Source organism: Citrobacter sp. CK188 (genome assembly GCF_030333525.1).
GTDB lineage: Bacteria > Pseudomonadota > Gammaproteobacteria > Enterobacterales > Enterobacteriaceae > Citrobacter_B > Citrobacter_B koseri.
Map to the genome: position 1 here is coordinate 209,091 of NZ_JAOWFU010000035.1, position 22,854 is coordinate 231,944.

19 protein-coding genes are annotated in these 22,854 nt (G+C 54.5%); 13 read left to right on the forward strand and 6 right to left on the reverse strand.

Annotated features, from left to right (window positions below; translation table 11 throughout):
• Window positions 1-167: 167 nt before the first annotated feature.
• From dapB to caiF, 4 genes are all read left to right on the forward strand, one after another.
• Window positions 168-989 carry a 4-hydroxy-tetrahydrodipicolinate reductase gene (dapB, locus tag OGV67_RS16790; RefSeq protein ID WP_286464526.1) on the forward strand — a complete coding sequence of 274 codons (822 nt, stop codon included), beginning with the start codon at window positions 168-170 and terminating at the stop codon, window positions 987-989.
• Between the two features lie 456 nt (window positions 990-1,445).
• Complete coding sequence (gene carA, locus OGV67_RS16795; protein ID WP_024130719.1) at window positions 1,446-2,594, forward strand: glutamine-hydrolyzing carbamoyl-phosphate synthase small subunit; 1,149 nt, start codon at window positions 1,446-1,448, stop codon at window positions 2,592-2,594.
• 18 nt (window positions 2,595-2,612) lie between these two features.
• Window positions 2,613-5,837: a carbamoyl-phosphate synthase large subunit gene (gene carB, locus OGV67_RS16800; protein ID WP_012134136.1), complete on the forward strand. Its 3,225-nt coding sequence runs from the start codon at window positions 2,613-2,615 to the stop codon at window positions 5,835-5,837.
• Between the two features lie 258 nt (window positions 5,838-6,095).
• Window positions 6,096-6,488 (forward strand): carnitine metabolism transcriptional regulator CaiF, encoded by a 393-nt coding sequence (caiF, locus tag OGV67_RS16805; RefSeq protein ID WP_012134135.1) that lies wholly within the window; start codon window positions 6,096-6,098, stop codon window positions 6,486-6,488.
• A gap of 84 nt (window positions 6,489-6,572) precedes the next feature.
• Here the strand turns inward: caiF and caiE are convergent, their stop codons facing one another.
• From caiE to caiT, 6 genes are all read right to left on the reverse strand, one after another.
• Window positions 6,573-7,166 carry a carnitine operon protein CaiE gene (gene caiE / locus OGV67_RS16810; RefSeq protein WP_047459010.1) on the reverse strand — a complete coding sequence of 198 codons (594 nt, stop codon included), beginning with the start codon at window positions 7,164-7,166 and terminating at the stop codon, window positions 6,573-6,575.
• A 96-nt stretch (window positions 7,167-7,262) separates the two neighbouring features.
• On the reverse strand, window positions 7,263-8,048 hold the full coding sequence (caiD, locus tag OGV67_RS16815; RefSeq protein ID WP_115615147.1) for a crotonobetainyl-CoA hydratase: 786 nt from the start codon (window positions 8,046-8,048) through the stop codon (window positions 7,263-7,265).
• A 40-nt stretch (window positions 8,049-8,088) separates the two neighbouring features.
• A complete protein-coding gene (gene caiC / locus OGV67_RS16820; protein ID WP_058668555.1) occupies window positions 8,089-9,642 on the reverse strand; it encodes a crotonobetaine/carnitine-CoA ligase in 1,554 nt (517 codons plus the stop codon).
• 65 nt (window positions 9,643-9,707) lie between these two features.
• Window positions 9,708-10,925, reverse strand: coding sequence for an L-carnitine CoA-transferase (gene caiB, locus OGV67_RS16825; RefSeq protein ID WP_115615146.1), 1,218 nt, complete (start codon window positions 10,923-10,925; stop codon window positions 9,708-9,710).
• A 199-nt stretch (window positions 10,926-11,124) separates the two neighbouring features.
• Window positions 11,125-12,267 (reverse strand): crotonobetainyl-CoA dehydrogenase, encoded by a 1,143-nt coding sequence (gene caiA / locus OGV67_RS16830; RefSeq protein ID WP_012134130.1) that lies wholly within the window; start codon window positions 12,265-12,267, stop codon window positions 11,125-11,127.
• Between the two features lie 33 nt (window positions 12,268-12,300).
• Complete coding sequence (gene caiT, locus OGV67_RS16835) at window positions 12,301-13,818, reverse strand: L-carnitine/gamma-butyrobetaine antiporter (protein WP_012134129.1); 1,518 nt, start codon at window positions 13,816-13,818, stop codon at window positions 12,301-12,303.
• 480 nt (window positions 13,819-14,298) lie between these two features.
• Here caiT and OGV67_RS16840 point away from each other — a divergent pair, with 480 nt between their 5' ends.
• The 9 genes from OGV67_RS16840 to folA all read left to right on the forward strand — a co-directional run bounded on the left by OGV67_RS16840 (window position 14,299) and on the right by folA (window position 22,741).
• Entirely contained in the window at window positions 14,299-15,069 is a 771-nt protein-coding gene (locus OGV67_RS16840; RefSeq protein ID WP_115615145.1) for an electron transfer flavoprotein FixA, read from the forward strand.
• Window positions 15,070-15,084: 15 nt separating this feature from the next.
• The gene (locus OGV67_RS16845) at window positions 15,085-16,026 is read left to right on the forward strand and encodes an electron transfer flavoprotein subunit alpha/FixB family protein (RefSeq protein ID WP_115615144.1); all 942 of its coding nucleotides are present in this window, start codon (window positions 15,085-15,087) and stop codon (window positions 16,024-16,026) included.
• 61 nt (window positions 16,027-16,087) lie between these two features.
• Window positions 16,088-17,374, forward strand: a complete 1,287-nt coding sequence (locus tag OGV67_RS16850; RefSeq protein WP_286465781.1) for an FAD-dependent oxidoreductase — start codon at window positions 16,088-16,090, stop codon at window positions 17,372-17,374.
• Window positions 17,371-17,658, forward strand: a complete 288-nt coding sequence (gene fixX / locus OGV67_RS16855) for a ferredoxin-like protein FixX (RefSeq protein WP_012134124.1) — start codon at window positions 17,371-17,373, stop codon at window positions 17,656-17,658. The genes OGV67_RS16850 and fixX overlap by 4 nt, the downstream gene beginning before the upstream one ends.
• Before the next feature lie 117 nt (window positions 17,659-17,775).
• The gene (locus OGV67_RS16860) at window positions 17,776-19,107 is read left to right on the forward strand and encodes an MFS transporter (protein ID WP_024130715.1); all 1,332 of its coding nucleotides are present in this window, start codon (window positions 17,776-17,778) and stop codon (window positions 19,105-19,107) included.
• A 102-nt stretch (window positions 19,108-19,209) separates the two neighbouring features.
• Entirely contained in the window at window positions 19,210-19,443 is a 234-nt protein-coding gene (locus tag OGV67_RS16865; protein WP_012134122.1) for a YgdI/YgdR family lipoprotein, read from the forward strand.
• A gap of 104 nt (window positions 19,444-19,547) precedes the next feature.
• The gene (kefF, locus tag OGV67_RS16870; RefSeq protein WP_115609631.1) at window positions 19,548-20,078 is read left to right on the forward strand and encodes a glutathione-regulated potassium-efflux system oxidoreductase KefF; all 531 of its coding nucleotides are present in this window, start codon (window positions 19,548-19,550) and stop codon (window positions 20,076-20,078) included.
• Entirely contained in the window at window positions 20,071-21,933 is a 1,863-nt protein-coding gene (kefC, locus tag OGV67_RS16875) for a glutathione-regulated potassium-efflux system protein KefC (RefSeq protein WP_115615142.1), read from the forward strand. Before kefF ends, kefC begins: the two co-directional genes overlap by 8 nt.
• Window positions 21,934-22,261: 328 nt before the next feature.
• Window positions 22,262-22,741, forward strand: a complete 480-nt coding sequence (gene folA, locus OGV67_RS16880) for a type 3 dihydrofolate reductase (RefSeq protein ID WP_012134119.1) — start codon at window positions 22,262-22,264, stop codon at window positions 22,739-22,741.
• The last annotated feature ends 113 nt before the right edge of the window (window positions 22,742-22,854 follow it).

Genomic DNA, 22,854 nt, shown 5'->3' on the forward strand with positions numbered 1-22,854 from the left:
GCAGGCAGAGTTGCCTGCGGTGTCCCGCTTTTTCCGCATATAGCTTTTACTGATATCTCTCCCTGTTTATCATTAAATTCTAATTATCGACGTTTTTGGCTAGCGGCGCGGCGTGGCGCTGGTTAATCTGAAAACGATTTACGCAAAATTAATAAAAGAGAATAGCTATGCATGATGCACAAATCCGCGTTGCCATCGCGGGAGCCGGGGGACGCATGGGACGTCAGCTGATTCAGGCCGCCCTGGGGATGGACGGCGTTCAACTCGGCGCGGCGCTGGAGCGGGAAGGTTCTTCATTACTGGGCAGCGATGCCGGTGAATTAGCAGGCGCAGGGAAAACGGGCGTCACCGTGCAAAGTAGCCTGGAAGCGGTAAAAGATGATTTTGACATCTTTATTGATTTCACTCGCCCGGAAGGGACGCTGGCGCACCTGGCGTTTTGCCGTCAGCACGGTAAAGGCATCGTCATTGGCACGACGGGATTTGATGACGCAGGCAAGCAGGCCATTCGCAATGCCGCGCAGGATATCGGCATTGTGTTCGCCGCCAACTTTAGCGTCGGTGTTAACGTCATGCTGAAGCTACTTGAGAAAGCGGCGAAAGTGATGGGCGACTATACCGATATTGAAATTATCGAAGCGCACCATCGCCATAAAGTGGATGCGCCGTCAGGCACCGCGCTGGCGATGGGGGAAGCGATCGCCCACGCGCTGGACAAAGATCTGAAAGCGTGCGCGGTATACAGTCGTGAAGGTTATACCGGCGAACGCGTGCCGGGCACCATCGGTTTTGCGACGGTTCGTGCCGGCGACATTGTGGGTGAACATACCGCGATGTTTGCTGATATCGGTGAACGTATTGAAATCACGCATAAGGCCTCCAGCCGTATGACGTTTGCGAATGGCGCGGTCAGATCGGCTATCTGGCTAAAATCAAAGCCAAATGGTCTTTTTGATATGCGAGATGTGCTGGATTTAAACAATTTATAGCTTGTTTTTACCCTTCGTGATGTGGTTATGGTAATCATAATTTATTGATTACATAGGGCAATAATTTATTGCCCTATTATTTTTAACTTTATCTTTCTATTTTTTATTTAAACTCGTGAATTTATCTGTTTTCTTCTGTTTATTTGTTGCTTTTATGTAAATTTTGACCAAGTGGTCCACTTTTTTCTTCTCACTGGTTTCATAATGCATTCTTTCAGCCACGCAAGCGTTTTCCAGGACAAGTTAGCTGATCTTTTTGCCTGTTAAATCAGAACATCTTTGCCTGAGTCGTAAAACAATACAAAAAATACCGCCTTTAAGTTGACTTTTACCCGCCTTATCTTCAGAATGCCGCCGTTTGCCAGAAATCCACGGGTAAGCAGATTTGCATTGATTCAGGTTATACAAATGAATTAATATGCAAATAAAGTGAGTGAATATTCTCTGGAGGGTGTTTTGATTAAGTCAGCGCTATTGGTTCTGGAAGACGGAACCCAGTTTCACGGTCGGGCCATAGGGGCAACAGGTTCGGCGGTTGGGGAAGTCGTTTTCAATACTTCAATGACCGGTTATCAAGAAATCCTCACTGATCCTTCCTATTCCCGCCAAATTGTCACTCTTACTTATCCTCATATCGGTAATGTCGGCACCAATGAAGCCGATGAAGAATCCTCTCAGGTTCATGCGCAAGGCCTGGTCATTCGCGATCTGCCGCTGATTGCCAGCAACTTCCGCAATACTGAAGACCTCTCTTCTTACCTGAAACGCCATAACATCGTGGCGATTGCCGATATTGATACCCGTAAGCTGACGCGCCTGCTGCGTGAGAAGGGCGCACAGAACGGCTGCATTATCGCGGGTGATAACCCGGATGCGGCACTGGCGCTGGAGAAAGCGAAAGCCTTCCCGGGCCTCAACGGAATGGATCTGGCGAAAGAAGTGACCACCGCTGAATCCTATAGCTGGACGCAGGGAAGCTGGACGCTTGCAGACGACCTGCCGGAAGCCAAATCAGAAACTGACCTGCCGTTCCACGTTGTGGCTTACGACTACGGCGCGAAACGCAACATCCTGCGTATGCTGGTAGACAGAGGCTGCCGCCTGACGGTGGTTCCGGCGAAGACCTCCGCCGAAGAGGTGCTGAAGATGAACCCGGACGGTATCTTCCTCTCTAACGGCCCTGGCGATCCGGCGCCGTGCGACTACGCTATCGAGGCGATTCAGGCATTCCTCGAAACCGATATTCCGGTTTTCGGCATCTGCCTCGGCCATCAGCTGCTGGCGCTGGCGAGCGGCGCGAAAACCATCAAGATGAAGTTCGGCCACCACGGCGGTAACCATCCGGTAAAAGATATCGATAACAATACCGTGATGATTACGGCGCAGAACCACGGTTTTGCGGTGGATGAGGCTTCTATGCCTGCAAATCTGCGAGTGACGCACAAATCGCTGTTCGACGGCACTCTGCAAGGGATTCATCGTACCGATAAACCGGCGTTCAGCTTCCAGGGGCACCCTGAGGCGAGCCCTGGCCCGCATGATGCCGCGCCATTGTTCGACCACTTTATCGAGTTAATTGAGCAGTACCGTCAGTCCGCGAAATAATCAGGAGTAAACAGAGCCATGCCAAAACGTACAGACATAAAAAGTATCCTGATTCTGGGTGCGGGCCCGATTGTTATCGGCCAGGCGTGTGAGTTTGACTACTCTGGCGCCCAGGCGTGTAAAGCGCTGCGTGAAGAAGGTTATCGCGTCATCCTGGTGAACTCTAACCCCGCGACCATCATGACCGACCCGGAAATGGCCGATGCGACCTACATCGAGCCGATTCACTGGGAAGTGGTGCGTAAAATTATTGAGAAAGAGCGCCCGGATGCGGTGCTGCCGACGATGGGCGGCCAGACGGCGCTGAACTGCGCGCTGGAGCTGGAGCGTCAGGGCGTGCTGGCTGAGTTCGGCGTGACCATGATTGGCGCCACTGCCGATGCGATTGATAAAGCCGAAGACCGCCGCCGTTTCGACGTGGCGATGAAGAAAATCGGCCTCGACACTGCCCGCTCCGGTATTGCGCATACGATGGAAGAGGCGCTGGCGGTTGCCGCTGACGTCGGTTATCCGTGCATTATCCGTCCATCCTTTACGATGGGTGGCACCGGCGGCGGTATTGCCTACAACCGCGAAGAGTTCGAAGAAATTTGCGCGCGCGGTCTGGATCTCTCCCCAACCAACGAACTGCTGATTGATGAGTCGCTGATTGGCTGGAAAGAGTACGAAATGGAAGTAGTGCGTGATAAGAACGACAACTGCATTATCGTCTGCTCCATTGAGAACTTTGACGCGATGGGCATTCACACCGGTGATTCCATCACGGTGGCTCCGGCGCAAACGCTGACGGACAAAGAGTACCAAATCATGCGTAACGCCTCGATGGCGGTACTGCGTGAAATCGGCGTGGAAACCGGCGGTTCCAACGTTCAGTTTGCGGTGAACCCGAAAAACGGTCGTCTGATTGTCATCGAAATGAACCCGCGCGTTTCCCGCTCCTCGGCGCTGGCGTCAAAAGCCACCGGCTTCCCGATTGCCAAAGTGGCGGCGAAACTGGCGGTGGGTTACACCCTCGACGAACTGATGAACGACATCACCGGTGGCCGTACTCCGGCATCGTTCGAACCGTCCATCGACTACGTTGTCACCAAAATTCCTCGCTTCAACTTTGAAAAATTCGCGGGCAGCAACGACCGTCTCACCACCCAGATGAAATCCGTCGGCGAAGTGATGGCGATTGGCCGCACTCAGCAGGAATCCTTACAGAAAGCGCTGCGCGGCCTGGAAGTGGGCGCCGCCGGTTTTGACCCGAAAGTGAGCCTGGATGACCCGGAAGCGCTGACCAAAATTCGTCGCGAGCTGAAAGATGCGGGCGCCGAGCGTATCTGGTACATCGCTGATGCGTTCCGCGCGGGGCTGTCTGTCGATGGCGTCTTTAACCTGACCAACATCGACCGCTGGTTCCTGGTGCAGATTGAGGAACTGGTTCGTCTGGAAGAGAAAGTGGCAGAGCTTGGCATCACCGGTCTCGACGCTGACTTCCTGCGGATGCTGAAGCGCAAAGGCTTCGCCGATGCGCGTCTGGCTAAACTGGCGGGCGTGCGCGAAGCGGAAGTGCGCAAATTGCGCGACCAGTTCAACCTGCACCCGGTTTACAAGCGCGTGGACACCTGTGCGGCGGAATTTGCTACCGACACCGCCTACATGTACTCCACTTATGAAGATGAGTGCGAAGCGAATCCGAACCAGGACCGCGACAAAATCATGGTGCTCGGCGGCGGCCCGAACCGTATCGGCCAGGGGATTGAATTTGACTACTGCTGCGTACACGCCTCGCTGGCGCTGCGCGAAGACGGTTACGAGACCATTATGGTCAACTGTAACCCGGAAACGGTCTCCACCGACTACGACACCTCCGACCGCCTGTACTTCGAGCCGGTCACGCTGGAAGATGTGCTGGAAATCGTGCGCGTCGAGAAACCGAAAGGCGTCATCGTACAGTACGGCGGCCAGACTCCGCTGAAACTGGCGCGCGCGCTGGAAGCGGCAGGCGTGCCGGTTATCGGCACCAGCCCGGATGCGATTGACCGCGCGGAAGACCGTGAGCGCTTCCAGCAGGCGGTTGACCGTCTGAAACTGAAACAGCCTGCTAACGCCACCGTGACGGCGATTGAACAGGCCGTTGAGAAGGCAAAAGAGATTGGCTATCCGCTGGTGGTTCGCCCGTCCTACGTGCTGGGCGGCCGCGCGATGGAAATCGTTTACGACGAAGCTGACCTGCGTCGTTACTTCCAGACCGCAGTCAGCGTCTCTAACGATGCGCCGGTACTGCTGGATCGCTTCCTTGATGACGCGGTGGAAGTGGATGTGGATGCTATCTGCGACGGTGAAATGGTGCTGATTGGCGGCATCATGGAACACATCGAACAGGCGGGCGTGCACTCCGGTGACTCCGCATGTTCTCTGCCGGCCTACACGTTAAGCAAAGAGATTCAGGACGTGATGCGCCAGCAGGTGCAGAAGCTGGCCTTTGAGTTGCAGGTGCGTGGTCTGATGAACGTGCAGTTCGCGGTGAAAGACAACGAAGTCTATCTGATTGAAGTGAACCCGCGTGCGGCGCGTACCGTACCGTTCGTCTCCAAAGCGACCGGCTTACCGCTGGCGAAAGTGGCGGCGCGCGTGATGGCGGGCAAATCGCTGACCGAGCAGGGCGTGACGAAAGAAATCATCCCGCCGTACTACTCGGTGAAAGAAGTGGTGCTGCCGTTCAACAAATTCCCGGGCGTTGACCCGCTGTTAGGGCCAGAAATGCGCTCTACCGGGGAAGTGATGGGCGTCGGCCGCACCTTCGCTGAAGCGTTCGCCAAAGCGCAGCTTGGCAGCAGCTCGACGATGAAGAAATCGGGCCGTGCGCTGCTCTCCGTTCGTGAAGGCGACAAAGAACGCGTGGTGGACCTGGCGGCGAAGCTGCTGAAACAGGGCTTCGAACTGGATGCGACTCACGGTACGGCGATTGTGCTGGGTGAGGCGGGCATCAACCCGCGTCTGGTCAACAAGGTGCACGAAGGTCGTCCGCACATTCAGGACCGTATCAAGAATGGCGAATACACCTACATCATCAACACCACCGCAGGTCGTCAGGCGATTGAGGACTCTAAACTGATTCGCCGCAGCGCGTTGCAGTATAAAGTGCATTACGACACGACCCTGAACGGCGGCTTCGCCACGACGATGGCGCTGAACGCCGATGCGACTGAAAAGGTGATCTCCGTACAGGAAATGCACGCGCAAATTACGAAGTAAGCGGCAGACGCATTTATCTGGTGATATAAAAAGGTTCCTGCAAAGGAACCTTTTTTTACGCCATAAGGTCATTCCTGGTCACATACGCTTCCTGGATGTGGTTTTCAATGTAACAAGCACGATTTCGCTCACACTAATCAACAATTAAGTCGCATACTATCCCCTTATATCCACAATTTATTTATGGTTAATGGCGTTATTTATATTCAGGCCATAACGAACCGTAGCAAGATTTTTAATTTGTAAAATGGTGTGCTTATGAGTGAAAAATATGTTGAGAAACCACTTTATTTGTTAATTGCTGATTGGGTAATGGCAGAAAACCGGTGGGTGAGCGCCAAAGAGATCGCGAAGCAATTTAATATGGATTATTGCAAAGCGATTAATACGGTTTCGTATATTCTTTCTGAAGTGGGGGAAATAGAGTGCGAGACCAGGACGATCCCTAATCAGCTGGAAGGGCGAGGATGCCAGTGCCAGCGTCTGGTGCGTATTAAGCGTATTGACGCGCAGCTCTATGCGCGTTTGGGTCATAGCGCGCAGGAGAAGATGGTAAAAGCGGAGAGAACCCCGCGAATGCCGGTTCCGCCCGCAGAGCTAAACCGCGAGCAGAAATGGCAGATGATGCTATCAAAAAGTATGCGTCGGTAATGTCGGCGTAAATGCCTTATCCGGCCTGCAACGGTGTGTTGACTCGTAGGCCGGATAAGCGCCAGCGCCATCCGGCACAAAGCGCTACGCCGATTTTGGCTTCACCTCCGTCGTGCCTTTCAGGCGCGGCCGGTTCTTTTCGACCTGGGTTAAGGGTTGCGTTTCACATAGCGATGCCCGACAGCGTACCGCGAGATCCTGATATTCCTGCGTGTTGAGCCGTTTCCAGTGCAGCTCTTCATCCGTGACATCACGTTTGACGCGTGCAGGCGCGCCAACCAGCAGCTGCCTGGGCGCGCCGACAAAACCCGCTTTTACAAAACTCATGGCGGCGACGATACTCTCTTCGCCGATGATTGCGCCATCCATGATTACGCTGTTCATGCCCACTAACGCATCACGACCAATCACGCAGCCGTGAAGGATTGCGCCGTGCCCGATATGCCCGTTTTCATGCACGATGGTGTCGGTATCGCAATAACCGTGCATGATGCAGCTATCCTGAAGGTTAGCGCCCGCCTCAAGAATCAGACGCCCATAGTCGCCGCGCAGCGATGCAAGCGGGCCGATATAGACGCCGGCACCGACGATGACATCGCCAATCAACACGGCGCTGGGATGCACGTACGCCTCTGGATGTACTACCGGAATCAGGCCTTCAAAGGCGTAATAGCTCATGGTTATTTCTCCGTGATTGTTGTCGGATGGCGGCTGCGCCTTATCCGACCTACGGCAGTAGGCGGATAAGCGTTAGCGCCATCCGGCAGCGCGGCGCTAGCGGCCTTTCCAGACCGGATCGCGTTTTTCGGCAAACGCCTGCGGGCCTTCGAGCGCATCTTCAGAGTGCAGTACCGACGGGTAGTGCTTCAATGCGCCGCTGCGAATGTAGCGATAGCCTTCTTCCACCGGCATTTCGCTGGTTGTGCGGTAGATCTCTTTGAGGGCGGCGATCGCCAACGGCGCGCTGTTCACCAGCTGTTGCGCCAGTTCGCGGGCGCTGTCCATTAACGCTTGTTGGCTGACAACCCGGTTCACAATTCCCCAGCGCAAGGCTTCTTCTGCGTCCATTCGTCTGCCGGTCATCAGCATTTCGTTGACGATAGCAGGCGGCAACAGCTTAGGCAGGCGCAGCACGCCGCCGCTGTCAGGCACAATGCCGAGCTTTGCTTCAGGCAGCGCGAAACTGGCGTTATCGGCACAGACGATAAAATCCGCCGCCAGCGCCAGTTCGAACCCGCCGCCGAAGGCATAGCCGTTAACGGCGGCAATCACCGGTTTATCCAGGTCAAAGATCTCGGTTAAACCGGCAAACCCGCCGGGGCCAAAATCGGCGTCCGGGGCTTCGCCTTCGGCTGCCGCTTTTAAATCCCAGCCTGCGGAGAAGAATTTTTCGCCGCCACCGGTGATGATCGCCACACGTAATTCGGGATCGTCACGGAAATTGAGAAAAACTTCGCCCATCTCAAAACTGGTTTTTGCGTCTATTGCATTCGCTTTCGGGCGATCCAGCGTAATTTCCAGAATCGGGCCGTGACGGGTCAAATGTAATGATTCACTCATATCTTCACTCCATTATTTAAAATCGGACGGGTAAGAATGCTTATTTCAGGTTCTTTTTAATTATTTTTCCTGAACAATTTCGGGGCAGATCATTTCTTATCTCAAGAAAAGAGGGGACTTTGAATTTCGCCATATTCTGTTCACAGAAAGCGAAAAACTCCTCTTCCGTTAATGTTTCACCTTCATTAAGCACCACAAAGGCTTTAATGGCTTCATCGCGGATCGAATCGTGAATACCAATAACGACGATGTCCTGAATTTTGGGATGAGCCGAAATAATGTTTTCCAGTTCGACGCAGGAGACATTTTCGCCGCCGCGCTTAATCATGTTGCAACGCCTGTCGACGAAATAGAAAAATCCCTCCTCATCCCGATAGCCGGAATCACCGGTATGCAGCCAGCCGTTGGCTTCCAGCGCTTTGGCGGTGGCTTCCGGCCTGGCGTAATACTCTTTAAAGAGGGTTTTTCCCGGCACGCCTTTAATACAGATTTCACCGATTTCTCCGGCGGGCAGCGAGCGGTTCTGCTCATCGCGGATGTCCGCCTCATAGCAAAATCCAGGGCGACCAATAGATGGCCAGCGCCGTTTATCGCCGGGACGATCGCCAATAATGCCGACAATGGTTTCCGTCATCCCGTAAGAGGTCAGCAGCCGGACGCCGAAACGTGCAATAAAAGCGTCTTTTTCCTGCACGGAAAGGTTGAGATAGAACATCACTTCGCGCAGACAATGCTGCCTCTCTTCCGGGGAGGCGGGCTGCACCATCAGCGTCCTGATCATCATCGGAATACATTCCGTGACGGTGGCGCGATACTTTCGTACCTGTCCCCAGAACGCGCGGGCGCTGTATTTTTCGATCAGCACAAAGGTGCTGCCTGCGGAGAATGCCGCCATTGCCGCAGTACACTGACAGTCAATATGAAAGGCGGGCATCACCGTCAGATAGACGTCATCTTCACGCAGCGCACACTGCCAGGAGGAGTAGTAACCCGCAAAACGCAGGTTGTAATGGGTAATGACCACGCCTTTTGGCCGCGAGGTGGTGCCAGAAGTAAACAGAATCTCCGCCGTGTCGTCAGTGGATAACGGCGGCGCATAGCACAATGTGGCAGGCTGCTGGTCTTTCAGTTGAGAAAAATGGCTAACGTTATCTTCAACGGGCGCATTTTCGCCAATCAGACAGATATGATTGAGCAGGGTATCGTCCTCAAGCAGTATCTGGCGATACATCGGATAAAATTCAGCGCTGGTGACGATGAGCTGCGCGCGGCTGTTTTGTAAAATCCAGGCGCTCTCTTCGCGCAGGAGCCTGGCATTGATCGGCACCATGATGGCGCCAATTTTGGCCAGACCAAACCAGCAGAAAAAGAACTCCGGGCAGTTATCCAGATGCAGCGCGACGTTATCGCCTTTCTGAATGCCTGAGGCGAGGAAAAGGTTCGCCGTGCGGTTGATCTCTTCATTCAGCGACGCGTAGCTGAATTGCCGGACAACGCCTTCGCTGGATTCAAAAATAAGCGCCGTTTTATTTCCGTATACCTCGGCCAGGTCGTCCCACATCTGACGTAAGTTTTGTCCGCCAACGATATCCATTGCACTGTTATCCGTTCGAAAATAGGCATGCGCGCTAACCGGATAAACCGGTTAGCGCTTTGCGTTTAATCCTCAACTTTGGCCAGACCCTTGCTGACCAGTTCCTGTATATCTGCTTCGTTGTAACCGATGTTTTTTAGAATGGCGGCGGTGTCCATGCCATGCGACGGCATGCCACGCCAGATTTTCCCTGGGTTGTTTTTGAATTTCGGCATGATGTTTGGCCCTTTACAGGTGCGGCCATCCATCGTGTGCCACTCGGTAATGGATTCGCGGGCGACGTACTGCGGGTTGCTTTCCAGTTCTGGAATGGTCAGCACTTTCGCGCAGGCGATATTCAGCTCGGCGAAACGCGCCTGCACGTCGGCGATGGAACGGGTTGCCAGCCACGCATCCAGTTTTTCCTCGACTAACGGCCCGTAAGGGCACTCAACGCGATGGATAAGCTGGGTGCCTTCCGGCACCTCTGGCGTACCCAGAATGTGCGCCAGACCGATATCCTTAAAGCACTCGTTGATCTGCGTAATGCCGACCAGCTCCATCACGATGTAACCGTCTGCGCATTTATACAGCCCGCATCCGGCGTAGTAGGGGTCTTTGCCTTTGGTCATGCGCGGGCAAATTTCGCCGCCGTTGAAGTAATCCATCATGAAGTACTGACCCATACGCAGCATCACTTCATACATCGCCACATCAATGCTTTCGCCTTTGCCGGTTTCACGCACTCTGTGCAAAGCCGCCAGCGCGGCGGTGGTGGCGGTCATCCCGGAAAAATAGTCCGCCGTATACGGGAACGCGGGCATGGGTTGATCGACATCGCCGTTCTGAATCAGGTAGCCGCTAAAGGCCTGGGCGATGGTGTTGTAAGCCGGGAGGTTGGTGTACTCCTCCGTGCCGTACTGACCGAAACCGGAAAGGTGGGCGATCACCAGTTTGGGGTTGTGTCCCCACAGCACGTCATCGGTAATTCCGCGACGGGCAAACGCCGGGCCTTTGCTGGCTTCGATGAAGATGTCAGTGGTTTCCATGAGTTTCAGAAACGCTTCCCGACCTTCATCTTTGAAGATGTTAAGGGAGAGGGCATGCAAGTTTCGGCGTGAAAGCTGCGGATAGTTCGGCTGGACGCGAATGGTATCGGCCCAGGCGACGTTTTCAATCCAGATCACTTCCGCGCCCCACTCTGCGAACATTTGTCCGGCGAACGGCCCGGCGATTTCAATCCCAGAGAACACGACCCGCAATCCGGCGAGCGGCCCGAAAGTGGGCATCGGTAAACGGTTCATAAATAAATTCCTGCATTTTTTGTAGGCCCGGTAAGCGCAGCGCCACCGGGCAAATTGCCGGATGGCGGCATAAACGCCTTATCCGGCCTACGATGGTTTGTAGGCCCGGTAAGCGTAGCGCCACCGGGCATGTTGCCGGATGGCGGCGTAAACGCCTTATCCGGCCTACGATGTTTGTAGGCCCGCCACCGGGCAATGTTTAACGGTATTGCTTCAGCACGGCGCGGCCGAGCGTCAGGATCTGCATTTCGTCAGAGCCGCCGGAGACGCGGTCAACGCGCAGGTCACGCCAGAAACGCGTAATGCGGTGGTTGCCCGCAATCCCGACGCCGCCCAATACCTGCATGGCGCTGTCTACCACGTCAAACGCGGCGTTGGCGCAGAAGTATTTACACATCGCGGCATCGCCCGAGGTGATGGTGCCGTTATCCGCTTTCCACGCGGCTTCCAGCAGCATGTTTTTCATGGAGTTTAATTTGATCGCCATATGCGCGAACTTCTCCTGAATCAGCTGGAAGCGGCCGATCGTCTCGCCAAACTGCACGCGCTGATTGGCGTAACGCGCAGCATCTTCGAACGCGCACATCGCCGTACCGTAGTTGGTTAAAGCCACCAGAAAACGTTCGTGGTCGAACTCTTCTTTTACGCGGTTAAAGCCATTACCTTCCCGGCCGAACATGTCTTTTTCGTCCAGCTCAACATCGTCAAAATTGATTTCACAGCAGCTGTCCATGCGCAGGCCGAGCTTCTCAAGTTTGTTAACCTTGATGCCGGGTTTGCTCATATCGACAAACCATTCGGTATAAATCGGTTTGTCCGGGGAGGCGCCGTCCCGTGCCATCACCACGATGTAGGGGGTGTAGGCGCTACTGGTGATGAAACACTTGCTGCCGTTAAGATAAACCTTACCATTTTTACGGGTATAGGTAGTTTTTAAACTGCCAACATCCGATCCCGCTCCCGGTTCGGTGATCGCCGAGTTCCACATCTGCTTGCCGGTTCCCTGGAACGCCATGATTTTATCAATTTGTTCCTGGGTCCCTTCACGCAGGAAAGTGTTAAAACCTCCCGGCAATTGGTACAACACGTAAGTTGGCGCGCCCAGACGCCCCAGTTCCATCCATACGGCGGCAACGGTGACGAAACCGGCTTCCAGCCCGCCGTGTTCTTCCGGGATCAACAGGCTGTCAATGCCCATATCCGCCAGCGCTTTCACAAAACGTTCCGGGTAGACGCTGTCGCGATCGCACTCGGCAAAGTAGGCTTCCCAGTTCTCACTGGCCATCAGTTCACGAATACCGGCGACAAACAGTTCCTGCTCGTCATTCAAATTAAAATCCATCTTCCAGCCTCATTTGTAAGGAGTTTATTGAGTTTATTTATCTTTCCAGTGCACTTTGGCGTCTTTGATAAAGGAGAGCGTTACCATGATGTTGACGAAGAACAGCGGGCATCCTCCGGCGATAATCGCGGTTTGAATGGGTTTTAACCCGCCGAGCGCTAACAGGACGATGCCGATAACGCCAACCAGCACCGACCAGCCGATACGTACCAGCAGCGGCGGCTCTTCACCGTCGCGCACTTCGCGGCAGGTGGACATGGCCAGCGTGTAGGAGCAGGCGTTAATCAGCGTGACGGTGGCGATAAAGCAGAGGATGAAGAATCCCCACATCGTAGCCGTGCTGAATGGCAGTGCGGCCCAGGTTTCGATGATGGCGCGCGCCACGCCGTGCTGTTCGATCAGTTGTGGAATATTGAGGATATTTTTATCCATCAGCAGCAGGGTGTTGCTGCCAAGAACGGTCCACAGAATCCAGGTGGAGGCGGTCAGGCCGAGCACCATCCCAAAGCACAGTTCACGCACGGTACGGCCGCGGGAAATACGCGCGAGGAAGATACTCATCTGGATGGCGTAAATGACCCACCATGCCCAGTAGAAAACGGTCCAGCCCTGCGGGAAGCCGCCTTTGCCGATTGCATCGGTGTAGAACAACATGCGTGGCAGATACATCAACAGCATACCGACGGAATCGGTGAAGTAGTTCATGATGAAGCTGGCGCCGCTGACGATAAACACCCAGCCGAGCATCAGGAAGCTGAGATAGCTACGCACGTCACTGGCGATTTTCACCCCTTTTTGCAGGCCGCAGGCCACGCAAATGGCGTTCAGAACGATCCAGCAGGTAATGATGATGGCGTCCAGTTCCAGCGTATGAGGGATGCCGAACAGATACTGCATACACTCTGTCACCAGCGGCGTCGCCAGGCCGAGGCTGGTGCCCATCGCGAAGATCAGCGCCACCAGATAGAAGTTATCGACAATAGTACCGAATAACCCTTTCGCGTGTTTCTCGCCCACTAAAGGTACCAGCGTCGAGCTGGGACGAATCACGTCCATTTTGCGAACAAAAAAGAAGTAGGCGAACGCGACGGAGAGGAAGCTGTAAGTCGCCCACGGTAACGGCCCCCAGTGAAACAGGCTGTAGGCGAGGCCGATCTCTTTGGCGCCGTTGGAGCCAGGTGCCAGAGCAAAGGGCGGCGTCGAGATGTAATAATAAATTTCGATTGAGCCCCAGAACAGCACGGCGGCGGAAGTGCAGGAGGCGAACATCATGAAAATCCAGCTGGCGGTGCTGAATTCTGGCGGTTCATCACCTAATCTTTTTTTAGCGTAAGGGCCGAAGACCAGCCAGAACCAGCCAAAAAGCATCACCACCATGTACCATTCAAATGCCCAACCCCAGATATTTGTGACATAACTGAAGACGGCATTAATAACAATATTCGCAGCGTCGAGATCTCTGACGGTTAGCCAACAAAGTATCCCTACAATTATTAACGGCGGGAAAAAAACCTTAGGTTCAATCCCGGACTTTCTCTTTTCATTTTTCATGAGTCAATTCCAGTGTCAAAACGAAATTTATGTTACGTTCCCGTTTGTTATATTTTGTTTATTTTTCTTAGTAATAATCTGATGACAGTTAGACCTCAGAGTCGCTTTGGCGAGTAACTCATAATGGGTATTCATTTTGCGGTAATCCGTTATGTTGATCACACTTTTTTGTCTGGTGTTTTTGACCCTGATTTTCAAATAAAATCAATTTAAAACAATTAGATGCGATGTATTTTGGTCGAATTGCGCGCATCTCTCATTCAATATTGGTGATCCATCAAGCAATATTGAAAATTTTTATGTTCTACGGGTGCTGTTCAATATTAGTGAGGTGCTTAACAATATTGAAAGTTGTAAATATCAGCGTGTGACATTTTCAATATTGGTGATTAAAGTTTTATTTCCGAATTAAAGAGCGTGATATCTGTATTTAACACCGCCGATATGGATGACGTTTCCTTCATGATTTCTGGAGATGCAATGAAGATAATTACTTGTTACAAGTGCGTGCCTGATGAGCAGGATATTGCGATCAATAATGCCGATGGTTCATTAGATATCAGCAAAGCGGATGCCAAAATCAGTCAGTACGATCTGAATGCGATTGAAGCTGCCTGCCAGTTAAAGCAGCAGGCAAGCGATGCCCAGGTGATTGCCATGAGCGTAGGCGGCAAGGCGCTGACCAACGCCAAAGGGCGTAAAGATGTGCTCTCCCGTGGGCCAGATGAACTGGTCGTGGTGATAGACGACCAGTTTGAACAGGCTTTGCCGCAACGCACCGCCGCAGCGCTTGCCGCCGCCGCGCAAAAATCGGGCTTTGATCTGATCGTTTGCGGCGACGGTTCCTCCGACCTTTATGCCCAGCAGGTCAGCCTGCTGGTGGGTGAAACGCTGAACATTCCGGCCATCAACGGCGTGAGCAAAATCCTCTCCCTGACGGAAAGTGCGCTTACCGTTGAGCGTGAACTGGAAGATGAAATTGAAACCCTGAGTATTCCCCTGCCTGCGATGGTGGCGGTCTCCACAGACATTAACGCTCCGCAGATCCCGTCGATGAAAGCGATTCTGGGCGCGGCGAAAAAACCGGTGCAGGTCTGGTCTGCGGCGGATATTGGTTTCAGTGCGCCAGACGCGTACTCCGTCCAGAAAGTCGCCGCACCGAAACAACGCGAGCGTCAGCGCATCGTTATTGAAGGCGATGGTGAAGAACAGATCGCCGCGTTCGCCGAACATCTGCGCAAAATCATTTAATTACCGGGGGATATTATGAACACGTTTTCTCATGTCTGGGTATTCAGCGATACCCCTTCTCGTCTGCCGGAACTGATGAGCGGCGCACTGGCTTCAGGCGAGCAGATTCATGCGTTTGTGCAGCACGACGTCGAGGGCGAGACGGCACGCCAGCTGGGGGCGAATCACATCTGGCATTTACGCGGTAAACCGGACGACCGCATGGTGGAAGATTACGCCGGGGTGATGGCGCAGACGATTCGCCAGCAGGGGGATTCGGGTCTGGTGCTGCTGCCTAATACCCGCCGTGGCAAACTGCTGGCGGCAAAGCTGGGATTTCGTCTCGCGGCGGCCGTCTCTAACGACGCCAGTGCGGTAACGCAGCAGGAGGGCCATGCGACCGTCCGGCATATGGTCTACGGCGGGCTGGCGATTGGCGAAGAGACCATCACATCACCGTATGCGGTGATCACCGTCGGCAGCGGCACGTTCGAGGCGCAACAGGCGGACGCGTCCCGCCACGGCGAGTCGCATGACGTGCAGTGGCAGTCGCCAGATGTCGTCGTAACGCGCACCGCAACGCAGGCGCGCCAGAGCAACACGGTCGATCTTGATAAAGCGCGACTGGTGGTCAGCGTCGGGCGCGGCATCGGCAGCAAAGAGAATATCTCGCTGGCCCAGGCGCTGTGTCAGGCCATAGGCGCGGAACTGGCGTGTTCTCGTCCGGTGGCGGAAAACGAAAAATGGATGGAGCACGAGCGTTATGTCGGCATCTCCAACCTGATGCTTAAACCAGAGCTTTACCTCGCGGTGGGCATTTCCGGGCAGATCCAGCACATGGTGGGCGCGAACGGTTCACAAACCATCTGCGCCATCAACAAAGATAAAAATGCGCCGATATTTCAATACGCTGATTACGGCATTGTCGGCGATGTGATGAAGATTCTGCCTGCGCTTACGAGCGCTTTAGCACGCTGATCCACTCGGGCAGGGCTTGTGGGTATCGGCCCTGCCGCTGACAGGTAAATCTGGAGTTCTTATGTCCGAAGATATCTTTGATGCCATCATCGTGGGGGCCGGGCTGGCGGGTTCTGTCGCGGCGCTGGTGCTCGCCCGTGAAGGGGCGCAGGTGCTGGTTATTGAGCGCGGCAATTCCGCTGGCGCGAAGAATGTCACCGGCGGGCGCATCTACGCGCACAGTCTGGAGCGCATTATCCCCGGTTTTGCTGAGCATGCCCCGGTTGAACGCGTGATCACCCATGAAAAACTCGCTTTTATGACCGAAAAAGGGGCGATGGCGGTGGATTACGTCAATGGCGAGGATGCCGCGCCTTCGCAGGTCTCTTATTCCGTATTGCGCAGTAAATTTGACGCCTGGCTGATGGAACAGGCTGAAGAGGCGGGCGCGCAGCTGATAACCGGCATCCGCGTGGATAATCTTGTTCAGCGCGACGGCAAAGTGGTGGGCGTTGAGGCGGATGGCGACGTTATTGAAGCGAAAACTGTCATTCTCGCTGATGGCGTGAACTCGCTGTTGGCGGAAAAGCTGGGAATGGCGAAACGTGTAGATGCCGCCCATGTCGCGGTAGGCGTAAAAGAGTTAATTGAGTTGCCTGAATCGGTCATTGTGGATCGCTTCGGATTACAGGGAAATGAAGGCGCGGCCTGTCTGTTTGCCGGTTCTCCGACCGACGGTCTGATGGGCGGCGGCTTCCTCTATACCAATAAAACGACCCTCTCTTTGGGGCTGGTTTGCGGTCTGCATCATCTGAAAGAGGCGAAAAAGTCGGTTCCACAAATGCTGGAAGATTTTAAACAGCATCCGGCGGTGGCGCCGCTGATTGCGGGCGGAAAACTGCTGGAGTACGCCGCGCACGTCGTCCCGGAAGCGGGAATGAATATGCAGCCGGAGCTGGTGGGCGACGGCGTGCTGATTGCCGGTGACGCCGCCGGTATGTGTATGAACCTCGGTTTTACGATTCGCGGTATGGACCTGGCCGTCGCGGCAGGGGAAGCGGCGGCGAAGACCGTACTTTCGGCCATGCAGAGCAACGATTTCAGCCGACAGGGGCTGGCGGAATATCGACAGCATCTCGACAACGGGCCGATGCGGGATATGCGTATGTACCAGCGCTTACCGGCGTTTATGGACAACCCGCGTATGTTCACGCGCTACCCTGAAATGGCGGTGGGCATTGCCCGCGATCTGTTTACCGTCGATGGCAGCGCTCCCGTCCCTGTGCGTAAAAAAATCCTGCGCCACGCGAAGAAAGTGGGCTTCATCAACCTGATGAAGGATGGCATCAAAGGAGTGACCGTATTATGACTTCTCCCGTCAATGTGGACGTCAAACTGGGCGTCAATAAATTCAATGTGGATGAAGACAATCCGCACATCATCCTGAAAACCGAACCGGATAAGCAGGCGCTGGAGGTGCTGATCAAGGCGTGTCCGGCCGGGTTGTATAAAAAGCAGGACGACGGCAGCGTGCGTTTTGATTACGCCGGGTGCCTGGAGTGCGGCACCTGTCGAATCCTCGGGTTGGGGACGGCGTTGGAGAAATGGGAATACCCGCGCGGCACCTTTGGCGTGGAATTTCGCTACGGCTGAGGTTGATGCCGGATGGCGTCGCTGATGCGTCTTATCCGGCCTACAAAATACGTGATTCGTAGGCCTGATAAGCGTAGCGCCATCAGGCATCAAGTGAAAACAAAACAGGACGCGGCTATGCAGCAGCCCAGGAACTTTGACGACATTAAATTCTCCTCTATTCACCGCAGAATTATGCTGTGGGGAAGCGGCGGGCCGTTCCTGGACGGTTACGTACTGGTCATGATTGGCGTGGCGCTGGAGCAGCTCACGCCTGCGCTGAAGCTGGATGCGCAGTGGCTGGGGTTACTGGGGGCAGGCACGCTGGCCGGGCTGTTTGTCGGTACGTCGCTGTTCGGCTATATCTCAGACAAAGTGGGGCGACGTAAAATGTTCCTCATCGATATCATCGCCATTGGGGTGATATCGGTAGCGACGATGTTTGTCTCATCGCCGATGGAGTTGCTCGTCATGCGCGTGCTGATTGGGGTGGTGATTGGCGCGGATTATCCTATCGCCACCTCGATGATTACCGAGTTTTCCAACACCCGCCAGCGCGCCTTCTCGATCAGTTTTATTGCCGCGATGTGGTACGTCGGCGCCACCTGCGCCGATCTGGTCGGTTACTGGTTGTACGATGTGGCGGGCGGATGGCGCTGGATGCTGGGGAGCGCGGCAATTCCCTGCATTATGATCCTGATCGGGCGCTTCGATCTTCCCGAATCACCGCGCTGGCTGTTGCGTAAGGGGCGGGTGAAAGAGTGTGAGGAGATGATGATTAAACTGTTTGGCGAACCGGTGGCGTTCGATGAAGAACCGCCCCAGGAGACGCGCTTCTTACAGCTGTTTAATCGCCGTCACTTCCCGTTTGTTTTGTTTGTCGCCGCCATCTGGACCTGCCAGGTCATCCCGATGTTCGCCATCTATACTTTTGGCCCGCAGATTGTCGGCCTGCTGGGGCTGGGCGTCGGGAAAAGCGCGGCGCTGGGTAATGTGGTGATCAGTTTGTTCTTTATGCTGGGCTGTATTCCGCCGATGTACTGGCTGAACAGCATAGGGCGACGGCCATTGCTGATCGGCAGCTTTGTCATGATGACGCTGGCGCTGGCTGTGCTGGGGCTGATTCCAGAAATGGGGATCTGGCTGGTGGTTGCGGCCTTTGCGGTGTACGCCTTTTTCTCCGGCGGCCCGGGGAACCTTCAGTGGCTCTACCCGAATGAGCTGTTCCCGACGGATATTCGCGCGTCTGCCGTGGGCGTCATTATGTCTCTGAGCCGAATTGGCACCATCCTTTCAACGTGGGCGCTGCCGATCTTCATCACCAGATATGGGATCAGCTACGTCATGCTGATGGGGGCGGGAATTTCACTTATCGGTCTGCTTATTTCCATCGCTTTTGCGCCGGAGACGCGTGGACTGACGCTTGCCCAGACGAGCAGTATGACGATTCGCAACAAGCCTCTGTGCTAGGGGATATCTTCAGAGTGTTCTGTATTTTCTTTTAAGGTCAGTCAGTTAGTCTATAGTTAATGGGTATACCACTGAAAATGACTGAAAAGCAGGGAGAACACCATGCAAAAACAACTTCTTATTGCGTCTCTTTTTGCCGCTGCGACGGTATTTACCGTAGCGGGCTGTTCATCAAACCAGGCCATAAAAACCACCGACGGCAAGACGATCGTCACTGATGGTAAACCACAGGTCGATGATGATACCGGACTGGTGTCCTACAAAAACGCAGAAACCGGTAAAACGGAACAGATCAACCGCGATCAGGTGAAGAACATGAGCGAACTGGATAATTAATTCAGTTTTATCCATTTAGCTGCTCAATAATATTCACTATTAGCCTGTTAAATTACTGACTACACTCTGTGGTAAAACAGAGATGTAAAATAACAGGCTACTTCATGATCCTCATTATTTATGCCCATCCGTATCCGCAGCACTCGCATGCGAATAAACGGATGCTGGAACAGGCAAGGACGCTGGATGGCGTCGAAATTCGCTCGCTCTATCAACTTTACCCTGACTTCAATATTGATGTTGCCGCCGAACAGCAGGCGCTGGCGCGCTCGCGTCTTATCATCTGGCAGCATCCAATGCAGTGGTACAGCGTTCCCCCTTTACTCAAACTCTGGATGGACAAAGTCCTCGCGCATGGCTGGGCCTACGGGCATGGCGGCACGGCGCTCCGGGGCAAAGATCTGATGTGGGCCGTGACGACCGGCGGAGGCGAAAGCCACTTCGCTATTGGCGCCTATCCGGGCTTTGACGTGCTCTCGCAGCCGTTACAGGCTACCGCGCTCTATTGTGGGCTCAACTGGCTGCCGCCTTTTGCGATGCACTGTACGTTTGTCTGTGATGACGAAACGCTCCAGGCGCAGGCGCGCCACTACAAGCAACGTTTGCTGGCGTGGCAGGAGGCAAATCATGGATAGCCATACGCTGATACAGGCGCTGATTTACCTGGGGTCGGCCGCGCTGATTGTGCCGATTGCCGTCCGGCTGGGCTTAGGGTCGGTGCTGGGCTACCTCATTGCCGGGTGTATTATCGGCCCGTGGGGGCTGCGTCTGGTGACGGACGCTGAAGCTATTCTTCATTTCGCCGAAATTGGCGTGGTGCTGATGCTGTTTGTGATTGGGCTGGAGCTGGACCCTCAGCGTTTGTGGAAATTGCGTGCGTCGGTTTTTGGCGGCGGCGCGTTGCAGATGGTGGTATGCGGTGGGTTGATTGGCCTGTTCTGTATGTTCCTCGGTCTGCGCTGGCAGGTGGCGGAGCTGATCGGCATGACGCTGGCGCTCTCTTCCACGGCGATTGCGATGCAGGCGATGGATGAGCGTAACCTGACCGTCTCGCAAATGGGCCGTAGCACATTCGCCGTGCTGCTGTTTCAGGATATTGCCGCTATTCCACTGGTGGCGATGATCCCCTTGCTGGCCGCCAGCAGCGCCTCAACGACGCTGGGCGTCTTTGCGCTGTCTGCGTTAAAAGTGGCGGGAGCGCTGGCGCTGGTGGTGCTGTTAGGGCGCTATGTCACGCGTCCGGCGTTGCGTTTTGTCGCGCGTTCCGGTTTGCGTGAAGTGTTCAGCGCCGTGGCCCTGTTTCTGGTCTTTGGCTTCGGCTTGCTGCTGGAAGAAGTGGGGCTGTCGATGGCGATGGGGGCGTTTCTGGCGGGCGTGTTGCTGGCAAGCTCGGAATACCGGCATGCGCTGGAAAGCGACATAGAGCCATTTAAAGGGCTGCTGCTGGGGCTGTTCTTTATCGGCGTCGGCATGTCTATCGACTTTGGCACGCTGATCGATAATCCGTTACGCATTCTTATCCTGCTGGTCGGTTTCCTGGTCATTAAAACGGTAATGCTGTGGCTTGTCGCCAGGCCGCTACGGGTGCCGAATAAGCAACGTCTCTGGTTTGCCGTATTATTAGGACAGGGGAGTGAGTTTGCCTTTGTGGTATTCGGCGCGGCGCAAATGGCCAATGTACTCGACCCGGAATGGGCGAAGGCGTTGACGCTCACCGTTGCGCTCTCAATGGCGGCGACGCCCATTTTTCTGGTGCTCCTGAGCCGTCTGGAAAAATCCGCAATCGGCGAAGCGCGTGAAGCGGATGAGATCGATGCGGAGCAACCGCGCGTGATCATCGCCGGATTTGGCCGTTTTGGGCAGATTACGGGGCGTTTGCTGCTGTCGAGCGGGGTAAAAATGGTGATTCTCGACCATGACCCGGATCATATTGAAACGCTGCGCAAATTTGGCATGAAGGTCTTTTACGGTGACGCGACGCGCATGGATCTGCTGGAGTCTGCCGGTGCGGCGAAAGCGGAAGTGCTGATCAACGCGATTGACGATCCGCAAACCAGTTTACAACTGACAGAAATGGTAAAAGCCCATTTCCCCGACCTGCAAATTATTGCCCGCGCCCGCGATGTCGATCACTACATTCGTTTGCGACAGGCCGGTGTTGAGATGCCGGAGCGTGAAACGTTTGAAGGCGCGTTAAAAACAGGGCGTCAGGCGCTGGAAAAATTAGGGCTGGGACGCTACGAGGCGCGCGAGCGTGCCGATCTGTTCCGTCGTTTTAATACGCAGATGGTGGAAGAGATGGCGAAAGGGGAAAACGATCCAACGTCCCGCGCGGCTGTCTATAAACGCACCAGCGCTATGTTGAGCGAGATTATTACTGAAGACCGTGAACATTTATCGTTAATTCAACGCCACGGCTGGCAAGGCACGGATGAAGGTAAACATACGGGTGATGCAGATGATGAGCCGGAAGTGAAACCGTCAACGTAGGCCAGGTAAGGCGTTTACGCCGCCATCCGGCAATTTGCCCGGTGGCGCTAAGCTTACCGGGCCTACAAACCATCGTAGGTCGGATAAGGTGTTTATGCCGCCATCCGACAATTTGCCCGGTGGCGCTGCGCTTACCGGGCCTACAAACCATCGTAGGCCGGATGGCGCGTCTGATTGCCTGATGGCGGCCTGCGAGCTGACACCGCTTTAAATAAGTCGGGTTGCCAGCAGAACGGAAAATTTTCGTGCTATTCCTCTTTTCGTTAGTCGACGAAAGATTGCTCTTTCCGTATAGTGGCGACAATTTTTTGTATCCAGGAAATATTCAATGATCAGTCTGATTGCGGCGTTAGCGGTAGATCGCGTTATCGGCATGGAAAACGCCATGCCGTGGAACCTGCCTGCCGATCTCGCCTGGTTTAAACGTAACACCTTAAACAAGCCTGTGGTTATGGGGCGCCATACCTGGGAATCCATCGGACGACCGCTGCCGGGGCGTAAAAACATCGTCATCAGCAGCCAGCCTGGCACTGACGATCGCGTGCAGTGGGTGAAATCGGTCGATGAAGCGATTGCCGCCTGCGGCGATGCGCCAGAGATTATGGTGATTGGCGGCGGACGCGTGTACGAACAGTTCTTGCCGAAAGCGCAGAAACTGTATCTGACGCATATTGATGCCGAAGTGGAAGGGGACACCCATTTCCCGGACTACGAACCGGATGACTGGGAATCGGTCTTCAGCGAGTTCCACGACGCCGATGAGCAGAATTCTCACAGCTACTGCTTCGAGATTCTGGAACGTCGTTAATCCGGCATGTTGTAACGCGGATTTGTAGGCCTGATAAGCGAAGCGCCATCAGGCAATAATGTGGCGTGAATGCCGGATAGCGGCGTAAATGCCTTATCCGGCCTACAAAATAA